The organism is Acidobacteriota bacterium, assembly GCA_040752915.1.
Taxonomy (GTDB): Bacteria; Acidobacteriota; UBA4820; order UBA4820; family DSQY01; genus JBFLVU01.
On sequence record JBFMHB010000051.1, the window covers coordinates 1 to 21,080 of the forward strand.

Genomic DNA, 21,080 nt, shown 5'->3' on the forward strand with positions numbered 1-21,080 from the left:
TCAGCCTCATCCTGGAGCACCCCTCCTTGCGGGGGCGGCGCCCCTCCACTTGTTTACTTCCTTTCGGCAAGATTCTTAGGTGAGGCAACGAATCCATTTCGGAAAGAAATTAGCTGAGGCAAGTCGCACCGTTGACAGCCTCGACGGGGCATCGCCATAATGGCCAAGGAGCGAGCGCATGAAAGCCAAGGTCCTGGTGGTGGAGGACAACAACGCCATGCGGAACCTCATCGCCACGGCGCTGGACCAGCACCTTGCCGTGGACGTCTTTGAGGCCGAAAACGGGTTCGCCGCCCTCAAGCTCATTCCCGAGAACGACTTCCGCATGATCCTGACGGACATCAACATGCCCGACATCAACGGGCTCGAACTGATATCGTTTCTCAGGCAACACCCCGTGTACCGCGACGTCCCCATCCTCATCATTTCCACGGAGGCCGCGGAGGAGGACCGCCGCCGCGGGCTGGCCATCGGGGCCACGGGGTACCTGACCAAGCCCTTCACCGAAGGCGAGCTCATCGACCTCGTCCAGCGGCACCTTCCGTAACCGAGGCTTCATGGACAAGAACCGCGCCAAGGCCCTGCAGGAATTCGTGGCCGAAGCCGAGGACATCCTCGAAGCCCTGGCGGAGGACTTGGAGGCCGCCCAATCCCAGCACGAGGCGGCCGGCAAGGTCCGGCCCGACCTCGTGAACAAGATCTTTCGCGAAATGCACTCCCTGAAGGGCCTCGCTTCCATGTTCGGCCTGCAGGAAATCACCACCCTGAGCCACGACCTCGAGAGCCTCCTGGACAAGATCCGCCTCGGCAAAGCCGCTCTCTCCCCGGACCTCTTCGCCCTTCTCCGGGAGAGCCGGACGCACCTGAGGGCCATGGTAGGGGAGGCGGGAGAAGGAGGCGTCCGGTCCGAGGCCTCGGACCTCCTCCGCCGCATCCACGCCGTGGGAGCGCCGCCGGAACCGAAGCCCGAGGCCCGCGGGGGCCTTCTCCTGGACGAGCAGACCCTGAAGTCGCTCACGGAGTACGAGGAGCACCGCCTCAAGGAAAACATGACCGAGGGCAATCGGATCCTGGCGGTGCTGGTCCGGTTCGATTTCGCGGATTTCGACACGCGCCTGCGGGCCCTGACGGAACGTCTCTCGGAGGCCGGCGAAGTGATCTCCACCCTGCCCGTGATGGACCCTTCCGGGGATGGAGGCTTGCGCTTCCGGCTCCTCTACGGGACGACGCGGAGCCTCGCCCAGGTTCAGTCCCTGGTGGCCGATGCCGGCGCCGAGGTACAGGACCTGATGCCTCCGACGGAGACCGCCCCGGCGCCCAGGTCGGCGGCCGAGGGGGCGGAGGCCGCCGTCGAATCCGCGGAGGCCGAGGGGGAGGACCTGCGCGGTCTGGCCAAGACCGTCAAGGTGGACATCGAAAAGCTCGACGGCGTGATGGGCATCGTGGGGGAGTTGAACCTGCTGAAGGCGGCCTTTCAGCGCATCGCGGAGGCCGTGGCCTCCCTCCCTGGACAGCGGGAGCTGGCGGCGGATGCCGGCAAACAGATCCGAACCATGGAGAAGAAGCTCGGCGAACTCCAGCGGGCCATCATCGACATCCGTCTCGTCCCCATCAACCAGATTTTCAACCGCCTGAACCGGACGGCCCGTCGGCTGGCCCGGGCCGCGGGCAAGGAGGTCTCGGTCCAGCTCTATGGAGGGGACACGGAACTCGACAAGACCATGATGGACGAGCTGGTGACGCCCCTCATCCATACCATCCGGAACGCCATCGACCACGGGATCGAAACGCCCGGCGAGAGGGTTTCGGCGGGAAAGAGCCGGGAGGGCACCCTCGCGGTGAGCGCGTACCAAAAGGGCAACTCCATCGTCATCGAAGTGACGGACGACGGCCGGGGCTTGCAGGTGGAGAAGATCTGGAGCGCGGCGGTCCGCCTGGGCCTCGTGGGCGCGGGCGAGGAGATGGACCGCGAGCGGTGCATGGAATTGATCTTCCGGTCGGGGTTCTCCTCGGCCGACGAGGTCACCGAGGTGAGCGGCCGGGGCGTGGGTCTGGATGCGGTCAAGGCGGCCATCGAGCAGTTGAAGGGCACCCTTTCGGTCTGGTCCGAACCCAACGTGGGCACGACCTTCCAGTTCACTCTCCCCATCACGCTCGCCATCATCCAGTCTCTCATCGTTCGGTGCTGTGACCAGACCTTCGCCGTCCCCATCTCCTCGGTGCTCGAGACACTTCGGACCACGGAGTCGGAAATCCAGCTCGTGGACCAGCGCGAGGTCATCAGCCTTCGGGGCGTGACCCTGCCCCTGTTGCGGCTCGAGGAGCGGTTCCGTCTGCCCCGGACGCGGCCGAGGGAGAACGAGCGCATTTTCATCGTGGTGGCCCGGCGGGGCGACAAGGCGGCCGGCATCGTCGTGGACGACATGCTGGGCGAGCAGGAGACGGTGGTTCACCCCATCGGGAAGACCTTCGGAAGGCTCCCTGGGCTGGCCGGCGCGACGGAGGTCGGGGAGAACCAGGTCATCCTCGTCATCGACACGGCCTCCCTCTTCAGCACCATCGAAGCGGCGAGAGGGTTCGCCTAGGGCCCGCGGGCGCGCGCCGCCCGCCCCCCGGAGGACGCGGCGTGTACAAGTCCTTTTACGGTCTGAGGGAGAGGCCCTTCGGGAAGACCCCGGACCCCCGCTTTCTCTTCATGGCTTCCCAGCACGAGGAGGCCCTGGCCCGGCTGGAGTACGCCGTGGAGGAGCGGGAGATCGCCGTTCTGACGGGGGAGATCGGATCGGGCAAGACCACCCTTTCTCGGGCCCTCATGGATCGGAACGAACGGGATCGGTTCGTCCTCGTCGTCAACCCGCGCCTCTCGCCCCTCCAGCTCCTGAGGGAACTGGCCCTCCGTCTGGATGTCACGCCCTGCCACCACCGGGCGGACCTCCTGGACGCCCTGAGCGACCGGCTCCTCGAACTTCACGAGGCGGGGACGGGGGTGGTCCTGGTGGTGGACGAGGCCCAGCTCATCCCCGGGAAGGCCACCTTCGACGAAATCCGGCTCCTGTCCAACTTCCAGCTGGACACGGAGAACCTCATGGCCATCCTGCTCATCGGCCAGCCCGAGCTGAGGCGGAGGCTGAGGCACCCCACCTATCGGGCCCTTCGGCAGAGGGTGGGCATGTGGTACCACCTGGATTCGCTTTCGGAAGAGGAGACGGCCCGGTACATCCTCCACCGCCTCTCGGTGGCCGGAGGCGGGGATGGTCCGATCTTTACGGAGGAGGCCCTGGCGGCCGTTCACCGCTATTCGCAGGGCGTCCCCCGGCTCGTGAACAACCTCTGCACCAACGCTTTGCTTCTGGGCTTCGGCCGGGAGGAGCGGCCCATCGGGGAAGCCGCCGTGGCGGAAGCCGCCCAGGAAATGGTTCCGTGAGCGGGAGCCGATCCCGGCGCGAGCCGGCGAACGCCAAGCGGCGGGCGGGGACACCTGGCCAAGCGGCCTCGGGCGGACTCCCCCAGGAGGATGTCCTTCAAGCCCGCCTGGGCCACTTCTTCCGAGACCAGAGCCTCCTCCGGATGGCCCTGACGCACCCCTCCGCCGCGGTCGAGGCGGGGCTTCCGCGGCGGCTGTCCTACGAGCGGCTCGAATTCCTCGGCGACTCGGTCCTCAACTTCCTCGTGGCGGACCTCGTCTTCCACCGCTTTCCCGCCGAGGAGGAAGGGGTTCTTACGCGGGTTCGGGCCCACTGGATCAGCCGGCGCGTGCTGGCCGCCGAAGCGGAGGCGCTGGGGGTCGGAGCCGCGCTCCGGATGGGGGAGGGGGAGCGAAGGGATGGTGGGGCGGGGAAGGAGCGGGTGCTGGCGAGCGCCTTCGAGGCGCTCCTCGGTGCGCTGTACCTGGACGCGGGCGTACCTGCCGCCCGCCGCGCCGTGTCCGCGATCTTCTCGGAGCCGATCCGGAAGCGTGGGCTGGCCGTTCTGGAGGAGGACGCCAAGACCCGCCTTCAGGAAACCCGTCAGGCGGCCAACCTGCCCCTCCCCGTGTACGCCACCTCGCCCGCGGAGGGAGGAGGATTCGTGGCGACGGTGAGCCTCGACGGATTGGAGGCGGGCTCGGGGAAAGGACCCACCCGGAAGGCGGCGGAGCAGGCCGCCGCGCGGGCCGCGCTCCAGATCGGCGGGGGCGAAACGGGCCCACGAGGATAGCCCGCCGCCGGGAATTCAAGCCCCCCGCTGACCCCTCGGTGGAACTCGACGGAACGGTCCCTACCCGTTTTCCCTTTCGGAACAGCCGCGGCCGCTGCAGGCATCGGGGTCGGGGCACTCCCCGCATTCCGCCTCCAGCGTCACGTGTCCGATGGACCACTCTTCCTTCAGGTAGCGGCGCATGTCCGAGAAGAGCTTCTCGGCGGCCGGCACGGTCCTCTCCGGAACGGCCACGTGGGCCGTCAGCATGCGTTCTCCCGGGCCCACTTCCCAAACGTGCACGTGGTGGACGTGCGCGGGCTGAAAATGCGCCTCGATGGAATCCACGAGCGACTCGAGGTCGAGGTCCCTCGGAACGGCTTCGGTGACGATGTGGAGGGATTCCAGAACGATTCTCCACGCTCCGATCAGCACGGCGAGACTCACCGCGATGGAGGCGACGGGGTCCAGATAGGGGCCCACGGGGGTCCCCATGAAAGCCGCCGCGACCACCACGGTGAGGGAGACGAGGGCGTCCTGGAGCAGGTGGAGGAAGGCGCTTCGAACGTTGAGGTCATGCCGGTCGTGGCGGTGAAGGAGCCAGACCCCGCCCATGTTGCCCAGGAAGGCGAAGAGGGCCGTCCAGAAGATGAGACCGGCGGCCACCGGCTGGGGGTGGAGGAGCCGGTGGAGGGCTTCCTTGGCGATGAGGACGGAGATGACCACGAGCAGGCCGGCGTTGACCAGGGCCGCCAGGACCTCGGCCCTCTTGTACCCGAAGGTGTGGCGGGGGCTGGGGGGCCTCCGTCCGAGCCGGCGCGCGGCGATGGCGAGCAGAAGGGACGCCACGTCCGAAAGGTTGTGAAGCGCGTCCGCGAGCAGAGCCAGGCTTCCGGCCATCAGCCCCGCCACGACCTCCACCGCCGTGATGGCGACGTTGAGGGCCACGCTGATCCAGAGGCGCGCCCCCTGATCCACGCCATCGGTGCGGCCCATGGCTCAAGCCTCCCGGTCCGCGGGCGTGGGGGATCCCGGCCCCGACGCTTCCCGGAGCCAGTCCCGCAACAGAGAAGGGGAAGGGGAAAAGCCCTGACAGACCAGGCGGCCGTCGATCAGGAGAGCGGGAAGACGGTCCACCCCGATCGCCTGGATGGCCTCCGGATCGCGGATTTCGGAAATCTCGGCATCGAGACCGATTTCGGCGCAGGCCTCCCGCGTCCGCCTCAGCAGTTCCTGGCAGGCGCCGCATCCGCGGCCCGCCACAGCGATGCGCAGACCGGAGGCGGGCCTCACGATCCGGCCGCCCTGTGGGTGTCTCTTGTCCAGTGCGCTGTCTCCATAGGCCTCACCTGTTCGCGGCGGTCCTCCCTCGGAGGATCGCCTTGCACGGCACAGTGTACTCCCCCGGCGCTCAGTCTGGGGGCCTCCGGGAGGAACGCGCGGGGGCCCCGGGTCCTTCCCCGTCCGCACCCGGAGGTCCCGGGGCGGCCTCCGGTCCTTGAGCCGGGCACCCTCCGGCGGTAGCATCAAAAGGTGGAGGGCCCATGGCGGGGTTTCCGAAGTCCCAGTGGTTCGTTTTCCTCAAGGACTACGCCTGCCTGACGGCCGGAAGCCTCCTCATCGCGGCGGGTGTGGATCTCTTTCTCACCCCCAACAAGGTGGTCTCCGCGGGCGTCACGGGCCTGGCCATGCTGGCCCACTTCCTCTGGTCATGGCCCGTCGGAGCCGTCACCTTCGGCCTGAACGTGCCCCTTCTCGCCGCCGGCTTGCGGTGGGGGGGCGGCGTGCGGGTCCTCTTCCGGACCGTCTACGCGGTGGCCGTCATGTCCCTCGGCATCGACCTTCTGGAGCCCCTTCTCCCCGCCGTCACGGGAGACCCCCTCATCTACACGCTCTTCGGCGGGCTGATGGACGGCCTGGGGGTCGGCCTCGTCTTGAGGGGAGGCGGCACCACGGGCGGGACGGACATCCTCGCCCAGCTCCTCCACCGTTACCGCCGAATCCCCTTCGGCCAGGTCTTCCTGTGGAGCAACACCGCCATCCTCCTCCTGGCGATCCCCGTGGTGGGCCTCGTTCCGGTCCTCTACGCCCTGCTCGTCAACTACATCTCCAGCCGGGTCATTGACGCGGTGCAGGAGGGGATCGGCTTCGCGCGGGCCATCCTCGTGGTTTCGGATCGCGTGGAAGAGGTCCGCAAGGCCATTCTGGACGAGGTGGGACGAGGGGTCACCCTCTTTCAGGGGATGGGGGGCTTCACGCGGACCCCGCGGGAGATCCTGTACGTGGTGGTGTCCCGGTCGCAGGTGAGCCACTTCAAGCGCATCATCGCCGAGATCGACCCAAGGGCTTTCGTGGTCGTGACGGAGGCCAACGAGGTGCTGGGAGAGGGCTTCCGCCCCGTGGCGGCGGAGTGACCCATCCTGTCCGCGGCGGCTCCCAACCGCTCAATCGCCCCCTCGACGTCGAGTCCCCGCCCTCACCGGACGGCGCCTGCCCGGAAAAGAGAAACGCCGGCCGGAGACTCTCCGGCCGGCGCTGACTCCTGGCCCGGTCTCTCCTAGGAGGCCTTGGCGAAGGTGTGGCAGTTCGAGCAGTCGATCTTCTTGTCGCCGACGTGCTTGTTGTGCAGGCTGAAGAAGCCGGGGTTGGACTTGGCGCCGTGGCACGAGGAGCAGAGGGGCTTGCCGTTTCGCGTGCTCACGGGAGTGTACCCGAGGGTCGCCCAGTCGAGGCGGTTCTGGTCGTGGCAGGTGGCGCAAGAGAGGGCCTGGTCGGAGGAGGCCACCTCGTGATAGAGCCCCATGAACCGCTCGGTTTCGGCAAAGGTGTGGCCCGAGTAGGTCCAGCCCACGGCCGCGGCCCCCTGGGCCACCGCCGTATTGATGTCGGAAGACTGGAAGAAGATCCCGATCTTGAGGGGCAGGAGGCGGTTGGTCGCCGGGTCCATGGGCTGGCGTCCCTCGTGGCGCTTCATGGCGACGATCTTGGAGCCCGGCTCCTGCACCGAGCCATTGGGTCCGGCCATGAGGATCTTCCCGTTGGGACCCGGCACGGCGGGCGCGCCGAACTGGTAGAAGCGCGAGCGGCCGTTGAAGAAGCCGTACACGGGGCTGACATTGGATGCCTTGTCCATGTGGGGTTCATACAGTCCCGTGACGGCGTCCAGGTCGCCCGGCAGGCTCCAATCCCGCACCATGTCCGTGGGGGCCCCCTTGGCGAAGGACGGGATGTGGCAGGTGGTGCAATCCACCCGCTTCAAGTGCTTGTTGAGGTCGGCCGAATCGTGGGGCGCGTCGCCGTGGCAGTTGGAGCAAGCCACCACCGTGGGTGTGTCCCGTTCTCTCAGGTCGATTCCCCGGCCCGGGATTCGGTGTCCCGCGGCGACGTGGCAGTCTAGGCAGGCGAGACCCGCGCCGCCGGCGGACTCGGGAGCCATGTGGATGTCCAGTGCGGGGGTCGCGTTGCGGTGGGCTTCTTCGAGGTCGCCCCGCTTGTAGTTGTTCCCGCCCCCGGCCCGGGTGTGGCAATTGAGGCAGGTGTCGCTGGAAGGCAGGTGGATGTCCACCGCGGCCTGCAGGAGGGAGACGGACATCTTGGCCAGGTCGGGAACGAAGCGGTATTGACCGTTCACCAGCCCCACCGTTCGCTTGTACTGGGGAGCGTGGCAGAGAAGGCAGTCGATGTTCTCGAGCTGGGCCTGGGTGGCCTCGGGAGTCGGCTTTGCGCCAAGGCCCGCGTGGCACCGGCCGCAGCCTCCGTCCACTTGCTGTCCGTACACGTTGGTGAGCTTCCCGATCCAGTTGATGTCGGGGTAGATGCAGAAGTCGTTGATGCCGCCGAGCTTTCCGGCCACCGGCGAATCCAGGCCGTCCACCTCGGAGGCGTCTCCCTGCCACTGGTAGTGCGCGCTCCCGTGAAAGGCCAGGGCCTCGTCGGTGTGGCACTGGAGGCAGGTCCGGGTTCCCTCGAAGGAAGTGAAGCGGCCCGCGTGGGAGCCCACGAGAGGGGGAACATCCCGAATCGTCAGGCCGGCGGAGGCGGACTTCGTGACACCGCCGGAGGTGTAGGTGGCGGAGACCGTGACGGCCTGGTCCGAGGGGACCTCGCCGGCCGACAGGACGCCCGCCGCGATGGAAGCGTAGGCGGAATCTTCGCTCCAGACGGCGGCGGCAGTGACGTTCTGGGTGGAGCCGTCGCTGAAGGTGGCGGTGGCGGTGAAGGTCCCCGAGGCGTTCTCCGGGATTTCGGAGGGTCCCGACAGGGCCAGGGAGGAAAGAGCCACCACGTTGCGGATGGTGAGGCCGGCGGAGGCGGACTTCGTGACGCCGCCGGAGGTGTAGGAGGCGGAGACCGTGACGGCCTGGTCCGAGGGGACCTCTCCGGCCGACAGGACGCCCGCCGCGATGGAAGCGTAGGCGGAATCTTCGCTCCAGACGGCGGCGGCGGTGACGTTCTGGGTGGAGCCGTCGCTGAAGGTGGCGGTGGCGGTGAAGGTGCCCGAGGCGTTCTCCGGGATTTCGGAGGGTCCCGACAGGGCCAGGGAGGAAAGGACCACCGTGGTTCCCCCTCCGCAGTTGGCGGGCGCGTTCCTCACGTCTCGCTCGGCGAAGCGGGTCGTTCCCTGGAACTCGGCGCGCACGCGGCAGGGCACGTACGGGGGGGCGGTGAGGATCAGTTTCCAGCGCTCCTCCCGATCCACCGTGGCGGTGCCCAGGGGCTCACCCGACTGGGCGTCCTTCACGAGGACGATGGACCGCCGGGGCCCCTTGCCCTCGACTTTCAGCTTGGACTCGCCGGCGCGCCACTCGGCTTTGGTGATGGTGTAATCCGTGGCCAGGGCGGCCAGGCTCGCTCCCAGGGCCAGACAAAGGGACAGACAGGTACGAATCCAGAAAGATGCTCGCATTTCCTCTCCTCGAAGGCAGAAACGGTCTGTGAGACGTCAGGGCGGGTCCGTGGACAGGTACCTCCGGTAACCAGACCCCCGCGTCTTTCGCGTTCCCTTTCATCCGTGCAGGCTGTTCTGGTCTTCGGGGCGGGTCCTCCAGTCGGCCCTCCTTTCCGGTAACCGGGTCCCCGAGGCGCTGGTCCTTTCTCCAGTCCTTGCCGAATCCTGCCCCCGCCGAGAGCGCCGGCTGGGCGGGGGGGTGCCGTCATTCCCGAGCAATATAGGGGGCCTTTCAACCCGTGGGTATGACGCAGGTCACAAATGGTATAGCCTGGGGTAGATGCCCCGTATAGCGCATAGGGCAAATAGATAAATAGTAACAATACAAACACGCATAACGGCAGAGTGTGTTCATGTGGGAACGAAGTATACGGCTAATGCGTGTGGTGAAATGACCCGCATCTTCGAGCATCGCGGAAGGAGAGACCTGCGACCCTTACCGATGGTACGCTTCAGGCTCGGGAGGCGCATCGTGGAGAAAGAACGGGGACCCGTTCAGGCGACCCCTCCCTTGCCCATCCTGTATCTCGTGGGAGCCGGGTATGTGGGCTGCCGGGCCGCAGTCCTCTGGCGAGCCCGGGGCGGGAGGGTGAGGGCCCTCGTGCGGTCCGCGTCCGCCCTTGTCCGGGCGAGCCGCGCCGGGGCGGAAGTCGTCGCCGGGGACCTGGACCAGCCGTCCTCCCTGACCGGGTTGGACGGGCGCGGAACCGTGGTTCTGTACACCGTCCCTCCCCCCAAGCAGGGAACGGACGATCCGAGGATCCGGGCCTTTCTGGCGGCCCTGGAAACCCGCTTTCCAAGCCGCCTGGTCTACCTCAGCACCACGGGCGTATACGGAGACTGCTCCGGGGACTGGGTCACCGAAATGCGGCCTGCCCGTCCCCGGACGGAGCGGGCGCGGAGGCGGTGGAGCGCGGAACAAGCGCTCCGGAGCTGGTCCGAGTTCTCCGGTGTTCCCGTCACGGTCTTGAGGGTGGCCGGAATCTACGGCCCGGGTCGCCTGCCCCTGGAGCGCATCCGAAGGGGCCTGCCGGTCCTTCGGGAAGCCGAGAGCCCGTTTTCGAACCGGATTCACGTGGACGACCTGGCCCGCGCGTGTCTGGCCGCGGCCTCCGGGGACGGCCCGGGCGGCGTGTACAACGCGAGCGACGGCCGTCCCGGGACCCTGACCGGCTTCCTTCGCGCCGTCGCGGACCGGTACGGCCTCCCCCCGCCCCCCGAAGTCTCCCGAAAGGACGCCGGAGCCGCACTTACCCCGGAACTCCTTTCCTTCCTCGAGGAATCCCGACGGATCGATGCCTCGAAATTGCGCCGGGATCTCCTTCCTGACCTTCTCTACCCGGATCTGGAGGCGGGTTTGGCCGCGTGCCTGGCCGAGGAGCGAAGGGAGGAAGCGCCGTGAAGGTCCAGCTCCGGACCGACAACCTCATGACGCGGGCCTGGCTGGCGCCCGTCGTCGAAGCGGCGGGCGCGCGGCTCCTGAGGCCATCGGATCCTCCGGAGGCGGACCTGCTCGTGGTGGACCTCACGTCCCTTGGCGCCGTGGAGGCCATCGCCCGGAACCGGACCAGCCGCTCGGGCCTGTTCATTCTGGCCTTCGGTCCCCACACGGACAGGGAGATTCTCCGGGCGGCCCGGGAGGCGGGGGCCGACGAAGTCGTGGCGCGGGGGGCCGTCGCCGCCCGGATCGAGAAGCGGCTTCAGGTTCTTGGAGAACCCCGCTGAGCGGCTGACCCAGGGGCCCATGGGACCCGGAATCGGCCTTATTGGAGGTAGCGAGATGGCACGGACCTTCGTTCAAGTGGACGCGTTCACGGACCGCCCCTTCCGGGGAAACCCGGCGGCCGTCTTCCTTCTGGACGGACCGGCCGACCCGCTGTGGATGCAGCTCGTGGCCCGGGAGATGAACCTCTCCGAGACGGCCTTCCTCCATCCCCGGCGCGGCGGGTTCGACCTGCGCTGGTTCACCCCCGCCGTGGAAGTGGACCTCTGCGGCCACGCCACCCTCGCGTCGGCCCACGCCCTTTGGACCGAAGGCCACGCCGATCCGGCGACGCCTCTCCGGTTTTTCACCCGGAGCGGCGAGCTGGGGGCGGAGCGGGAGGGCGACTGGATCACCCTCGACTTTCCCGCAACGGGTCCCGCTCCTTGCCCTCCCCCGGAAGGCCTGCTGGAGGCTCTGGGCGCCCAGGCCCGCTACGTGGGCAAGACCCGCTTCGACTACCTCGTGGAGCTGGCCGCCGAGGGGCTGGTGCGGGACCTCAAGCCCGACGGCCACCGCCTCAAGGCCCTCGGCGTGCGGGGGGTCATCGTCACGGCGAAGGGGGGAGAGCCCTACGACTTCGTCTCCCGCTTTTTCGCCCCGGGGGCGGGCATCGAGGAAGACCCCGTCACGGGCTCCGCCCATTGCGCCCTGGGCCCCTACTGGCAGGGGAAGACCGGGCGGGCGGACTTCCTGGCGTACCAGGCCTCGGCCCGGGGAGGCGAGGTGCGGGTCCGGGTCCGCGGCGACCGGGTCCTCCTGTCGGGGCGGGCGGTGACGGTGGTCCGGGGCGAACTGCTCTGAAAGGGGGAGCCGGCGCAACCAGCCGGAGGTGCGGACCGTAGAGAGTCACCGGGCCCCGCTTCGGGGGGCCGGCGACGACAAGGAAAGGGGAAATCGAAGATGGCCAAGGCGCACGAGATCGAGTACGAGATCCAGGGCGAAGAGATGCAGTTTGTGGAGATCCTCCTGGATCCCGGGGAAACCGTCGTCTCCGAGGCCGGCTCCATGATGTTCATGGGGCCCGGGATCCAGATGGAGACCCGCTTCGGAACGGCGGAAGGCGGCGGGCTCATGGACAAGCTCTTCTCGGCCGGCAAGCGGATCCTCACCGGAGAAAGCCTGTTCCTCACGACCTTCACCCACCGGGGATCGGGCAAGGGGAAGGCGGCCTTCGCCGCCCCCTATCCCGGAAAGATCATCCCCCTGGATCTCCGCGCGCTGGGCCCCATGCTCTGCCAGAAGGACAGCTACCTCTGCTCGGCCCTGGGGGTGAACGTCTCCATCGCCTTCACGAAGCGCTTCGGGGCGGGCCTCTTCGGGGGGGAAGGCTTCATCCTCCAGCGGCTCGAAGGGGACGGCCTCGCCTTCGTCCACGCGGGGGGCACCATCCTTTCCATGGACCTCGCGCCGGGAGAAGTCCTCCGCGTGGACACCGGGTGCCTCGTGGCCTTTCAGCCCACGGTGGCCTACGACATCCAGTTCGTGGGGAGCGTCAAGAGCGCCCTGTTCGGCGGGGAGGGCCTCTTCTTCGCCCAGATGACGGGGCCGGGCAGGGTCTATCTGCAGTCGCTCCCCTTCAGCCGGCTGGCGGGGAGGATCTTCGCGGCCGCGCCCCAGCGGGGCGGGCGGCGCGAGGAGGGCTCCCTCCTCGGAGGGCTGGGAGGGATCCTGGACGGCGACAACCACTGACCTTGGGGGTGAGGCTCCCCGGCGGGCGCCTCACCACCCTCGATGGGTCCGCCACTCCGCGACCACCTCGCCCCCCCGGTGGGCTGCGAGGCGGTCGAAGCACGCGGCGGAGAGGCAGGAGTGGTTCGGCAGGATCCGAAGGCGGGACCCGGGCGGAAAGGCCGCGACCGATCCGGGAGGACCTTCGATCCGGCCGTGCTCCTGGCTGAGGGCGGCGACGCGCAGGTCCGCCAGGGGCCTCCCCTCCAGGTCGCAGGGGATCCCGAAGCCGACGTCGGGACGGATGTGGGCGGCGCCGGGGTCCTTGGAGAGGGCCAGGGCGCCGGCGTCCACCACGAGGCAGGCCCGCTCTGGATAACAGCCCACCACCGTCGTCAGGACGCTGTAGGCCACCCTGTCCGGCTCGCAGACGTCCAGGGCGGCCTGAAAGGCGTCGAAGAAAACGTAGTTTCCGGGCCGGGCCTCCGTCACGCCCTCGAGGTGATCCGCCGCGGCGAAGGTCGGAGTGCTTCCCACGCTCACTTCGCGAACCTCGATCCCCCGATCCCGAAGCCTTGCCGCGAAGCCCGACAGAACGTCCCGCTCCGCCCGCGCCGCCTCCAGCACCTCCTGGCGGGTCCGGGCCGAGTAGGCCTGGCCCGCGTGCGTCAGGACGCCCGCAAAGTCCAGGTGGGGGGAGGCGGCCATCCGGGCCGCCAGGGCCGGTCCCTCCTCGCCCGAGGGGTCCACTCCGGCCCGGTGGTAGCCGCAGTCGACCTTGAGGAGCACCGCGAAGCGTACGCCCTGGACCGCTCCGAAGGCCTCCAGGGCGTTGGCGGCCTCCTCCGAGTCCACGAGGCACCGGAACCGGTCCAGATCTCGGGTCAGGTCGGCCGCGTCGCCGAACCGTTGCGGGGCCAGCGGCACCGCGTAGGTGATGTCCCGGAACCCCTCCGAGGCGAAGGCGCGGGCCTCCGCCAAGGTGGATACGGTGATGGGGCCGGGCCAGCCCCCGCACTGGATGCGCGCGATTTCGAGGCATTTGTGGGTCTTCACGTGGGGCCGCAGGCGCACGCCCAGTTCCCGCGCCCGTTGAAGGGCCCAGGCCGCGTTGGCCTCCAGGCGGTCCAGATCCACGAGCGCCGCGGGGGTGTTCAGTCCGGAGATCCGCATGTCCGCAAGGAGGGTGCTACTTCCCCTGGGCCTTGTCCTGGAGCTTCTCCCCGCCGGATTCCAGCGCCTCCCCGGTCTTCTCCAGGCCCTTGCCGACGGCTTCCACCGTCTTGCTCGCGGCCTTGTCGATGGCCCGGCCCGTGCGCTCCATGGGGCCGTTGTGCGAGGCGCAGGAGAGCCCGCCGAGGGCGAAGGCCAGGGCCGCCAACAGGACGATTCGTTTCATGGTCGCCTCCCGTCAGGATGCGGGCAGCAGGTAGAACACCACCGCCAGAATGGCGTACACCGACAACAGTTGAACGCCTTCGAGCCAGTTGGATTCCCCGTCGCCGGTCACCTGTTCGGTGACGATGGCGGAGAGGACGACGGCCAGCACCTCGGGAACGGTGAAGACGAGGTCCATGGGCCGGGGACCCACGGCGAAGCTCAGCAGGACCAGCAGGGGCGCCACGAAGAGCGCCACCTGGATGCTGCTGCCCACGGCGATGCCGATGGAGAGGTCCATGCGGTCCTTCAGCGCCGCGAGGATGGCCGTGCTGTGCTCGGCGGCGTTGCCGATGATGGCCACGACGATGACGCCCACGAAGACCTCGGTCATGCCGAGGGCGTGGGCGGCGCCCTCCACGGACCCCACGAGGATCTCGCTGATCCAGGCCACCAGCGCGGTGGCCCCGAGCAGGACGCCGACGGAGCGGCCCACCCCCCAGGCATTCTCCCGGTGGGAGGCGCCGTGCGCCTTGCCCGCCGCTCCGTCGAAGTAGTGGCGGTGCGTCCGGAGTGAGAAGACCAGGCCCAGGCCGTAGGTCAGGAGCAGGATGAGGGCGATCTCCAGGCTGAGCCCCGTCTCGTGGAGAAGGGCGTCCCGGCCTCCCAGGTGGTGGTAGGCCGCGGGGACCACCAGGGCCACGGCGGCGAGGAAGAGGAGGGTCGCCTGGCTCCTCGCGCCGGAGGCGTGAAAGCGCTGGCTCTCGCGGCGGAATCCTCCGGCCACGAAGGAGGCGCCCATCACGAGAAGGATGTTGCCGATGATGGAGCCCGTGAGGGAGGCCTTGACCACGTCGTGCAGTCCCTTTTGCAGGGCCATGACGGCGATGATGAGCTCGGCGGCGTTGCCGAAGGTCGCATTCAGAAGCCCGCCCACCGCCTCCCCCGTCCGGTCGGCCAGGTGTTCGGTGGCCTTTCCGAGCCATCCCGCCAGGGGAACGATGGCCAGGCAGGCCGTTACGAAGATGGCGGTCTGGGCCTCCGGGGCGAATAGGTCCAGGCCCACGGCCACGGGAACCAGGACGAGCAGCCAATTCAGCGAGGGCTTCATCCACATCGGCATGGTCCTTTCCTACCAGGAACGGAGTTTCGAAGCAAGAAGGGCGAAAAAGAGCCGGCCGCGGAGGAACGAGGCACGCTCGCGTCCGGGTGGGCTGCGGAAAACGCCTGAACCTGCACCTTTCGGGGCGGATCCGTGGATCTGCGCGTCCGAGTCAAGGGGAGGCGGTGGGGGCGGGTGCGGCCTGGACCTCGGGCTTGGTGGGCCCGGTTTCCTTGATGCAGACCAGGGCGGAGACGGCGGCGAGCTTGCCGCTCTTCATCTTGCCGGAGAGGGGGACCTCGATGAAGTACTTGTCCCGGTTCGGCTCCTTGGCGAAGGCGTCCGTGGCGGCCTGCAAGAGGTAGGGGAACACGGCGCTACGGGAGATCTCCAGCTCCAGGTACGGCCCCACGAAGTGGTACTCCGTCGCGCCGTCGGGGCTGGGGACCGCCGGGTCCGAGGGGTTCACCTGCCACTCGCCCTGGCCCTGCCGGGCCGCCTGCTTCACCGGGCATCCGCCCCATTCGAAGTTCGCTGAGGTAGTGTCCGGCTGCTTGTGGTTGGTCCATCGTTTCTTGAACGAGAGGGCCGTCTCCTGGTACTTGAACCGCCCCGTCTCGTAGTCGTCCACCGTCGCCGGCCCCGCCGGGTCCGAGACGAAGACCCGAAGCTTTCCGTTGCTGGGATTCGACAGCTCCGAAAGAGGGAGCGTGGAGGGGTGGAAGACCCCGTAGGCCGGCACCGTGATGGGGTAGGGGTCGTCCGGGGCGGCCTCCCGCCAGAGTTCATAGACTCCGTTCACCAGGTGGAAGATCCGTGTTCCCGTGATCGACCGGTAGGTCCGGTCGATTTCTCTCCCTTCTTCATCCCGCTTGATTTCCGGCTCCCGGACCGGCCCCACGATGATCTCGGCCTTGCCGTCCCCGTCCAGGTCTTCCAGGTGGATGCCCGAACAACCAAAGTGGATCATATCTTCACATTCCATGGAGCTCACCACGATGCCGGCCTCATAGGGGTCGCCATCTTCATCCGCCAGAGAACGCGGCGTGATCCGAACGAGCCTCCCGCCTTGCCACCGGAAGACGAAGAGGGTCGTCATGCTGTGGCGTTCGCCGCTGCACAAGAGCAATTCCGGCACCCCGTCGGCGTCGAGGTCCGTAAGCCACGGCTCCACGATGTCGTAGGGGGTCGTCTCGTACCAGCCCTCTCCTTCTTGAAGGAGCGAAAAGTCCCCCGATCCCACCCTCCCCACCAGCCGCCACCAGATCTCCCCGGTGGTCTCGCACCAGTAGAGCAGCACGAGTTGCCGGCTTTCCCCCGGAAAGGGGAGCTCGAGGTAATTCCAAAAAGGACCCATGAAGCTGACTTGGGCGGAGCGCCCCGGCCCTTCTGTCTTGATCCAGCTTGTCAGGGCCTCGGTCATTTCATCTCGCGTATAGCCCCCATGGTCGTCTTCATGATCGGTGGCGCGCCTCATCTGCACGACCGCGTCGGGCAGAAAGCGGAGAAGAAGATCCACTCCCTGCGCGGGGGTTATTTCTTGGCCATAGGCCCCACGGAACGCGCCAAGCACGCAGATGAGTACGAAAAGGACCTGGTTCCATTTTCCACTCATGGCGTGCTTCCTCCCATCGGCCACATCGAGGCGGCCGTGCGCAAGATGCCTTCCGCGTACGGGTCGTTTCGTTTGGTGCACTTCCCGGTGTTATAGGCGCCGAAGCCGCGGATCCACGCCTCCCGGAAGGCTTCTGGGCTCGTCAAGTTCCAACTTGCATCGCCGAGCTGGCAGGCCGTCTGCCTGGCGTCGTAGCTTGCCCCCAAGTCCAGGCTCACGTCCGGATCGAAGAGCCGGGCGGGGTGGCGCTCGGCCCCGCGTCCGTTTCCTGCAAGCCACCCCTGGGTCTGCACGGCCGTCGTATACAGCACCTGCATGAGGCCGTAGCTGGAGGCTACGACCGTCTGGGCGACGTAGTCTCCGTGGTTAAGGAGCCACTGGGATTCCGATTCCGTGGGCGCGCAGGGCTCGCTTCGTATCCAGCCGCAGTAGAAGGTGTTCGTGTGGTGCAGGTAGGTCACGGTCGTCTCCAGATCTGAATTGAAGGGCCTTTCGGCGTCCCACCACCCGTTTCGAACCTCGCATGGCCCCACGTGGGTTTCCAGCCCGCACTTCCAGTTGCCCTGGGCATCCTTGGCATCGGGGTTGTAGGTCTTCCACGGGGTGGTTCCGCAGGGCCACCCATCGTCGGCTTCGAAGATCTGAAAGAGGGTCACGGGATCGTAGGTGGACTCGGCTCCCAGTTCATGGCAAGTGTACGGCCAGGCGGGAGGTTCGGTGTCCTGGAATTCTGTCACGCGGTAAATACGGCGCGGGCCAAGGTCCGCAGGATCGATGAACGAGACGGCGGGATCGATGGGCAGGCGGTAGCGATACAGATCCCATCCGCTAAAAAGCCAGTCGCTGTCCTTGTACTGAGAGAGGTACTTTTTGTCCACGGTCCTCGGCTCGTAGCGGAAGGCCTGGCTATCCAGCCCGCTCTCACGAAAGGCCTGGGCCTTGAGGTACTGCGGTGGGATGCCGTACCGATCGGCGTACTGCAAGATCTTGGGGTCATGGGTGGCCGGTCGTCCCCTCAACCCCGCCGGCGCGGCGACGGTGAAGGCGATCTCGATCGTGGCCGGCCGGCCGTCGGGGCCTTTGTGGTCGGTGTCCTTGGTCGTCGCCCTCAGGACGAAAGCGCCCGTGTGGACGGTCTGGAAGCGCAGTTCGGCGTGCTCGTAGGGGTTGACGCCCCCCGTGAAGAAGACGGCGGGCTTTCCTGGATAGAGGCCCTTCGGATCCGCGTTGGGGGCCGTCTCGCTCCCGGCGACGATCTCCCATTTGACGGTCTCGGGCGTTTCCTCCCCGCCGCCGGCGGGCTTCCAGAAGGCCTGGAGCCTGGGCGCCTGGCCGAAGAGGATCCGCGCCTGTGCCTTCCCCTCGCCGTCTCCCTCGATCCACGTGAAGACATCCGGGTTTCCCTCCCAGCCGCTGATGGGGTCCTCGGGCTCGGGAGTCCGCTTGATGCGGAGCGTCCCTCCCGCCTCGCACACGTCGGGCGGGATGCGCACACCCGGGGGTACCAGGACCGACAGGCGCGATCCGCTCTCGGGGGCCACGGTGACGGGAATGGATCCGAACCGGACGACGACCTGGGGCTCGCCCGCCAGGAAGTGGCGCCCCTCCAGCACGAGCAGGTCTCCCACGGCGACCCGGTCGGGGCTCACCTTCGTCAGGTCAGGAGGCGGGGGGGGGGGGAGACTGAGCCCTGGACGGGCTTCCCAAACCGGCGACCCAACCCAACGCGAGAACACACAGCCCCCATCGAATCGATGCCATGGATCCCCCTCCATGAATGGAGGGGATTGTACCCCCCAGCCGCTGGGAGATTCAACGGGCGGATGAAAGGGAGGAGAAAAAAGAGCCGGCCGCGGAGGCCGGCGTCAAGGGAGGGGTGTCGAAGCGGGTGGGAGAGCCGCCCGGAGGGGCCCTCCGGCCTGGCGCCCTGCACGCCGGGACCGTCGCGGCCCGGCGGCGCCAGAGCGAAATATAGGCGTTCGGCGCGGCAAGTCAAGAGAAAGTTCCGCGCGTGCAACATGGCAGGCGTGTGCAAGTGGTATGCTATGCAATAGGTTAGCACGGCATGATTCAATAATGTGTCACTCATCACGAAGGGTGGGGAGGGGAAAGGAAGGGAAGAGTTCCTCCTCTCGGTCTGTTGTAAGGCGTGACAGGACCCCTGCGGGTCCCCTTTCTTTGCCGGAGCGCCGTCGATGAAATCGCTGAAAGCCGTTCTGCCGATCCTGACCCTCCTGTGCCTCGCCCCCTCCGCGTGGGCCCAGGCCCCGTCCGCCGCCCCCGTCACGCTGGTCACGGATGCCGCCCACTCCTCGGTGACCTTCCGGATCCGCCACCTCCTCTCCAAGGTGGACGGCCGGTTCGCGGGATTCTCGGGCGAACTGACGGGGGATCCGGCCAAGCCCGAAGGGGCGTCCGTGTCCTTTTCCATCCAGGCCGCCTCCATCGATACGGCCAACGCCGACCGGGACAAGCATCTGCGAAGCGCCGACTTCTTCGACGTGGAGAAATTCCCCGAGATCTCCTTTCGGAGCACCCGCATCGTGGCCAAGGGGGAGGGCCTTTACGACGTGTACGGGAAGTTCACCCTCCATGGCGTCACCAAGGAGATCGTGCTCCCCGTCTCCTACCTCGGGTCCATGAAGGACCCCTGGGGCAACGAAAAGTACGCCTTCTCCCTGGCGACGGTCCTGAACCGGAAGGATTACGGGGTCTCCTGGAACAAGGTCCTGGACCAGGGCGGCACCATCCTCGGGGACACGGTGGACGTGGCCATCGAGCTGGAGATGATGCGAAAGGCCCCGGAAAAGGGCTGACGATAGGGGAGGGGGCCGGCCGGGCCGCTTCTAGGTCTGGATCCTTCCCGCTTCGGCCGCGAAGTAGCTCCGTGTCTCGGCGGCGGCCACGCCGCTGAGGGCCAGCAGGGCCACGAGGTTGGGCACGGCCATGAGGCCGTTGGCGATGTCGGCGAAGGTCCACACCGCCGAAAGGGTCGAGACCGAACCCGCCAGAACCGCCGCCACCCACATCCACCGGTAGGGCGCCACGGCTTTCGGACCGAAGAGGTACTCCGCGGCCTTCTCGCCGTAGTACTCCCACCCGAGAATCGTGGAGAAGACGAAGGTCAATAGCCCTACCGTAAGAACGAGGGGGCCGAGGAAGGCGACATCGCCGAAAGCCGCCTTGGTCAGCGCCGCCCCCTGAAAGCCGTTCCTCCACTGCCCCGAATTCACGAGGACCAGCCCGGTCATGGCGCACACCACGACCGTGTCCCAGAAGGTTCCGGTGCTGGAGACCAGGGCCTGGCGGACGGGGTGGCTCGTCCGGGCCGCGGCGGCCACGATGGGCGCGGAGCCCAGCCCCGACTCGTTGGAGAAGAGCCCCCGGGCGATGCCATAGCGCATGGCCTCCTTCATCCCCGCCCCGAGGAACCCGCCCACGGCGGCCTGCCCGGTGAAGGCCGAGACGAAGATGAGCCGCAGGGTTTCCGGGATTCCTTCGTAATGCATGGCCAGGAGCGCGAGGCACCCCAGGATGTAGAAGGCCGCCATGAAGGGGACGAGCTTTTCGCACACCCTCGCGATGGATCGAATCCCCCCCAGGATGACGAACCCCGTGAAGGTGGCAAGGAGGAGGCCCGTGACCCACACCGAAGGTCCCGCGAGAGCGGCCGTGGCGGGATGGTGGGACAGGGCCTCGCGGATCATCTGGGAAATGGAGTTGGCCTGCACCATGCACCCGATCCCGAAGGCGGCCACGGCGGTCAGGGCGGCGAAGGCGGCGCCGAGCCACTTGACCTTGAGCCCCCGTTCGAGGACGTACATGGGTCCGCCCGCCATGAGGCCGGAGGGCGTCGTGATCCGGTACTTCACGGCCAGGAGGGCCTCCGCGTACTTGGTGGCGATGCCGAAGACCCCCGTCAGCCACATCCAGAGGACGGCTCCGGGGCCGCCCGCCGCCACCGCCGTCGCCACCCCCACGATGTTCCCCGTGCCGATGGTGGCGGCGAGGGCCGTGGTCAGGGCGCCGAAGTGGCTCACGTCGCCCTCTCCATCGAGGTCCCTGGAGAAGGAAAGGCGGACGGCCTGGATCAGGTGGCGCTGCACGAACCCGAGCCGCAGGGTGAGGAAGACGTGGGTGCCCATGAGGAGAAGGAGCAGGGGCACTCCCCAGACGAAGTCGCTGACGGCCTGCAGTGCCTTTTCCAGTGTCTCCATGGTCCCTCCCCGCGACGCCACGGGGAGTATACCTCCGCGAAGCCGGTGGCGCTCCCCTCGGGGCGTCGAGCGAGGAGAGGCGGGGGAATCTTGCGCGGAGGGCCGGCATTTGAGTATCCTGGGCGCACGGGACGTGGACAGCCTGGCGGCGGCGCCCGGTGCACGGGATGGACCGGTCGGCGTCGGGAGCGCCGGGCGGGGAAATCGCGTTT

19 protein-coding genes are annotated in these 21,080 nt (G+C 67.8%); 10 read left to right on the plus strand and 9 right to left on the minus strand.

Annotated features, from left to right (window positions below):
* Positions 1-178 precede the first annotated feature (178 nt).
* Genes AB1824_09880 through rnc form a run of 4 tightly spaced genes read left to right on the plus strand, consistent with a single transcriptional unit; the run spans position 179 to position 4,197 of the window.
* Positions 179-547: a response regulator gene (locus tag AB1824_09880; protein ID MEW5765273.1), complete on the plus strand. Its 369-nt coding sequence runs from the start codon at positions 179-181 to the stop codon at positions 545-547.
* A gap of 10 nt (positions 548-557) precedes the next feature.
* Positions 558-2,585 carry a chemotaxis protein CheA gene (locus AB1824_09885; protein ID MEW5765274.1) on the plus strand — a complete coding sequence of 676 codons (2,028 nt, stop codon included), beginning with the start codon at positions 558-560 and terminating at the stop codon, positions 2,583-2,585.
* Between the two features lie 41 nt (positions 2,586-2,626).
* On the plus strand, positions 2,627-3,424 hold the full coding sequence (locus AB1824_09890) for an AAA family ATPase (protein ID MEW5765275.1): 798 nt from the start codon (positions 2,627-2,629) through the stop codon (positions 3,422-3,424).
* Positions 3,421-4,197, plus strand: coding sequence for a ribonuclease III (rnc, locus tag AB1824_09895; GenBank protein ID MEW5765276.1), 777 nt, complete (start codon positions 3,421-3,423; stop codon positions 4,195-4,197). The genes AB1824_09890 and rnc overlap by 4 nt, the downstream gene beginning before the upstream one ends.
* A 60-nt stretch (positions 4,198-4,257) precedes the next feature.
* Here the strand turns inward: rnc and AB1824_09900 are convergent, their stop codons facing one another.
* Entirely contained in the window at positions 4,258-5,172 is a 915-nt protein-coding gene (locus AB1824_09900; protein MEW5765277.1) for a cation diffusion facilitator family transporter, read from the minus strand.
* Between the two features lie 3 nt (positions 5,173-5,175).
* On the minus strand, positions 5,176-5,469 hold the full coding sequence (locus AB1824_09905; GenBank protein MEW5765278.1) for a thioredoxin family protein: 294 nt from the start codon (positions 5,467-5,469) through the stop codon (positions 5,176-5,178).
* A gap of 251 nt (positions 5,470-5,720) precedes the next feature.
* Between AB1824_09905 and AB1824_09910 the strand changes: the two genes are divergently transcribed.
* Positions 5,721-6,590 (plus strand): YitT family protein, encoded by an 870-nt coding sequence (locus tag AB1824_09910; GenBank protein MEW5765279.1) that lies wholly within the window; start codon positions 5,721-5,723, stop codon positions 6,588-6,590.
* A 143-nt stretch (positions 6,591-6,733) separates the two neighbouring features.
* On the opposite strand, the gene AB1824_09915 is transcribed toward AB1824_09910, so the two are convergent.
* On the minus strand, positions 6,734-9,082 hold the full coding sequence (locus tag AB1824_09915; protein MEW5765280.1) for a hypothetical protein: 2,349 nt from the start codon (positions 9,080-9,082) through the stop codon (positions 6,734-6,736).
* Between the two features lie 514 nt (positions 9,083-9,596).
* On the opposite strand from AB1824_09915, the gene AB1824_09920 reads away from it, so the two are divergent.
* From AB1824_09920 to AB1824_09935, 4 genes are all read left to right on the plus strand, one after another.
* Positions 9,597-10,526 (plus strand): SDR family oxidoreductase, encoded by a 930-nt coding sequence (locus AB1824_09920; protein ID MEW5765281.1) that lies wholly within the window; start codon positions 9,597-9,599, stop codon positions 10,524-10,526.
* Positions 10,523-10,849 carry a DNA-binding response regulator gene (locus tag AB1824_09925; GenBank protein ID MEW5765282.1) on the plus strand — a complete coding sequence of 109 codons (327 nt, stop codon included), beginning with the start codon at positions 10,523-10,525 and terminating at the stop codon, positions 10,847-10,849. The genes AB1824_09920 and AB1824_09925 overlap by 4 nt, the downstream gene beginning before the upstream one ends.
* A 55-nt stretch (positions 10,850-10,904) precedes the next feature.
* Complete coding sequence (locus AB1824_09930) at positions 10,905-11,690, plus strand: PhzF family phenazine biosynthesis protein (protein MEW5765283.1); 786 nt, start codon at positions 10,905-10,907, stop codon at positions 11,688-11,690.
* Between the two features lie 99 nt (positions 11,691-11,789).
* Positions 11,790-12,578, plus strand: coding sequence for a TIGR00266 family protein (locus tag AB1824_09935; protein MEW5765284.1), 789 nt, complete (start codon positions 11,790-11,792; stop codon positions 12,576-12,578).
* A 30-nt stretch (positions 12,579-12,608) separates the two neighbouring features.
* On the opposite strand, the gene AB1824_09940 is transcribed toward AB1824_09935, so the two are convergent.
* The 5 genes from AB1824_09940 to AB1824_09960 all read right to left on the minus strand — a co-directional run bounded on the left by AB1824_09940 (position 12,609) and on the right by AB1824_09960 (position 18,300).
* Positions 12,609-13,730 carry an alanine racemase gene (locus tag AB1824_09940; protein ID MEW5765285.1) on the minus strand — a complete coding sequence of 374 codons (1,122 nt, stop codon included), beginning with the start codon at positions 13,728-13,730 and terminating at the stop codon, positions 12,609-12,611.
* A gap of 16 nt (positions 13,731-13,746) precedes the next feature.
* Entirely contained in the window at positions 13,747-13,956 is a 210-nt protein-coding gene (locus AB1824_09945; protein MEW5765286.1) for a hypothetical protein, read from the minus strand.
* Positions 13,957-13,968: 12 nt separating this feature from the next.
* Positions 13,969-15,057 (minus strand): calcium/proton exchanger, encoded by a 1,089-nt coding sequence (gene cax, locus AB1824_09950; GenBank protein ID MEW5765287.1) that lies wholly within the window; start codon positions 15,055-15,057, stop codon positions 13,969-13,971.
* A 151-nt stretch (positions 15,058-15,208) separates the two neighbouring features.
* Positions 15,209-16,651, minus strand: a complete 1,443-nt coding sequence (locus AB1824_09955) for a VCBS repeat-containing protein (GenBank protein ID MEW5765288.1) — start codon at positions 16,649-16,651, stop codon at positions 15,209-15,211.
* A complete protein-coding gene (locus AB1824_09960) occupies positions 16,648-18,300 on the minus strand; it encodes a hypothetical protein (protein ID MEW5765289.1) in 1,653 nt (550 codons plus the stop codon). The genes AB1824_09955 and AB1824_09960 overlap by 4 nt, the downstream gene beginning before the upstream one ends.
* 546 nt (positions 18,301-18,846) lie before the next feature.
* On the opposite strand from AB1824_09960, the gene AB1824_09965 reads away from it, so the two are divergent.
* A complete protein-coding gene (locus AB1824_09965) occupies positions 18,847-19,467 on the plus strand; it encodes a YceI family protein (protein MEW5765290.1) in 621 nt (206 codons plus the stop codon).
* Between the two features lie 30 nt (positions 19,468-19,497).
* Here AB1824_09965 and AB1824_09970 read toward each other — a convergent pair whose 3' ends face one another.
* Complete coding sequence (locus AB1824_09970; protein ID MEW5765291.1) at positions 19,498-20,868, minus strand: sodium:alanine symporter family protein; 1,371 nt, start codon at positions 20,866-20,868, stop codon at positions 19,498-19,500.
* Positions 20,869-21,080: the final 212 nt, after the last annotated feature.

Coding starts and splice junctions, on each gene's coding strand:
- AB1824_09880 (MEW5765273.1), top strand. CDS start 179: ATGAAAGCCAAGGTCCTGGTGGTGGAGGACAACAACGCCATGCGGAAC.
- AB1824_09885 (MEW5765274.1), top strand. CDS start 558: ATGGACAAGAACCGCGCCAAGGCCCTGCAGGAATTCGTGGCCGAAGCC.
- AB1824_09900 (MEW5765277.1), bottom strand. CDS start 5,172: ATGGGCCGCACCGATGGCGTGGATCAGGGGGCGCGCCTCTGGATCAGC.
- AB1824_09910 (MEW5765279.1), top strand. CDS start 5,721: ATGGCGGGGTTTCCGAAGTCCCAGTGGTTCGTTTTCCTCAAGGACTAC.
- AB1824_09915 (MEW5765280.1), bottom strand. CDS start 9,082: ATGCGAGCATCTTTCTGGATTCGTACCTGTCTGTCCCTTTGTCTGGCC.
- AB1824_09930 (MEW5765283.1), top strand. CDS start 10,905: ATGGCACGGACCTTCGTTCAAGTGGACGCGTTCACGGACCGCCCCTTC.
- AB1824_09935 (MEW5765284.1), top strand. CDS start 11,790: ATGGCCAAGGCGCACGAGATCGAGTACGAGATCCAGGGCGAAGAGATG.
- AB1824_09940 (MEW5765285.1), bottom strand. CDS start 13,730: ATGCGGATCTCCGGACTGAACACCCCCGCGGCGCTCGTGGATCTGGAC.
- AB1824_09945 (MEW5765286.1), bottom strand. CDS start 13,956: ATGAAACGAATCGTCCTGTTGGCGGCCCTGGCCTTCGCCCTCGGCGGG.
- cax (MEW5765287.1), bottom strand. CDS start 15,057: ATGCCGATGTGGATGAAGCCCTCGCTGAATTGGCTGCTCGTCCTGGTT.
- AB1824_09955 (MEW5765288.1), bottom strand. CDS start 16,651: ATGAGTGGAAAATGGAACCAGGTCCTTTTCGTACTCATCTGCGTGCTT.
- AB1824_09965 (MEW5765290.1), top strand. CDS start 18,847: ATGAAATCGCTGAAAGCCGTTCTGCCGATCCTGACCCTCCTGTGCCTC.
- AB1824_09970 (MEW5765291.1), bottom strand. CDS start 20,868: ATGGAGACACTGGAAAAGGCACTGCAGGCCGTCAGCGACTTCGTCTGG.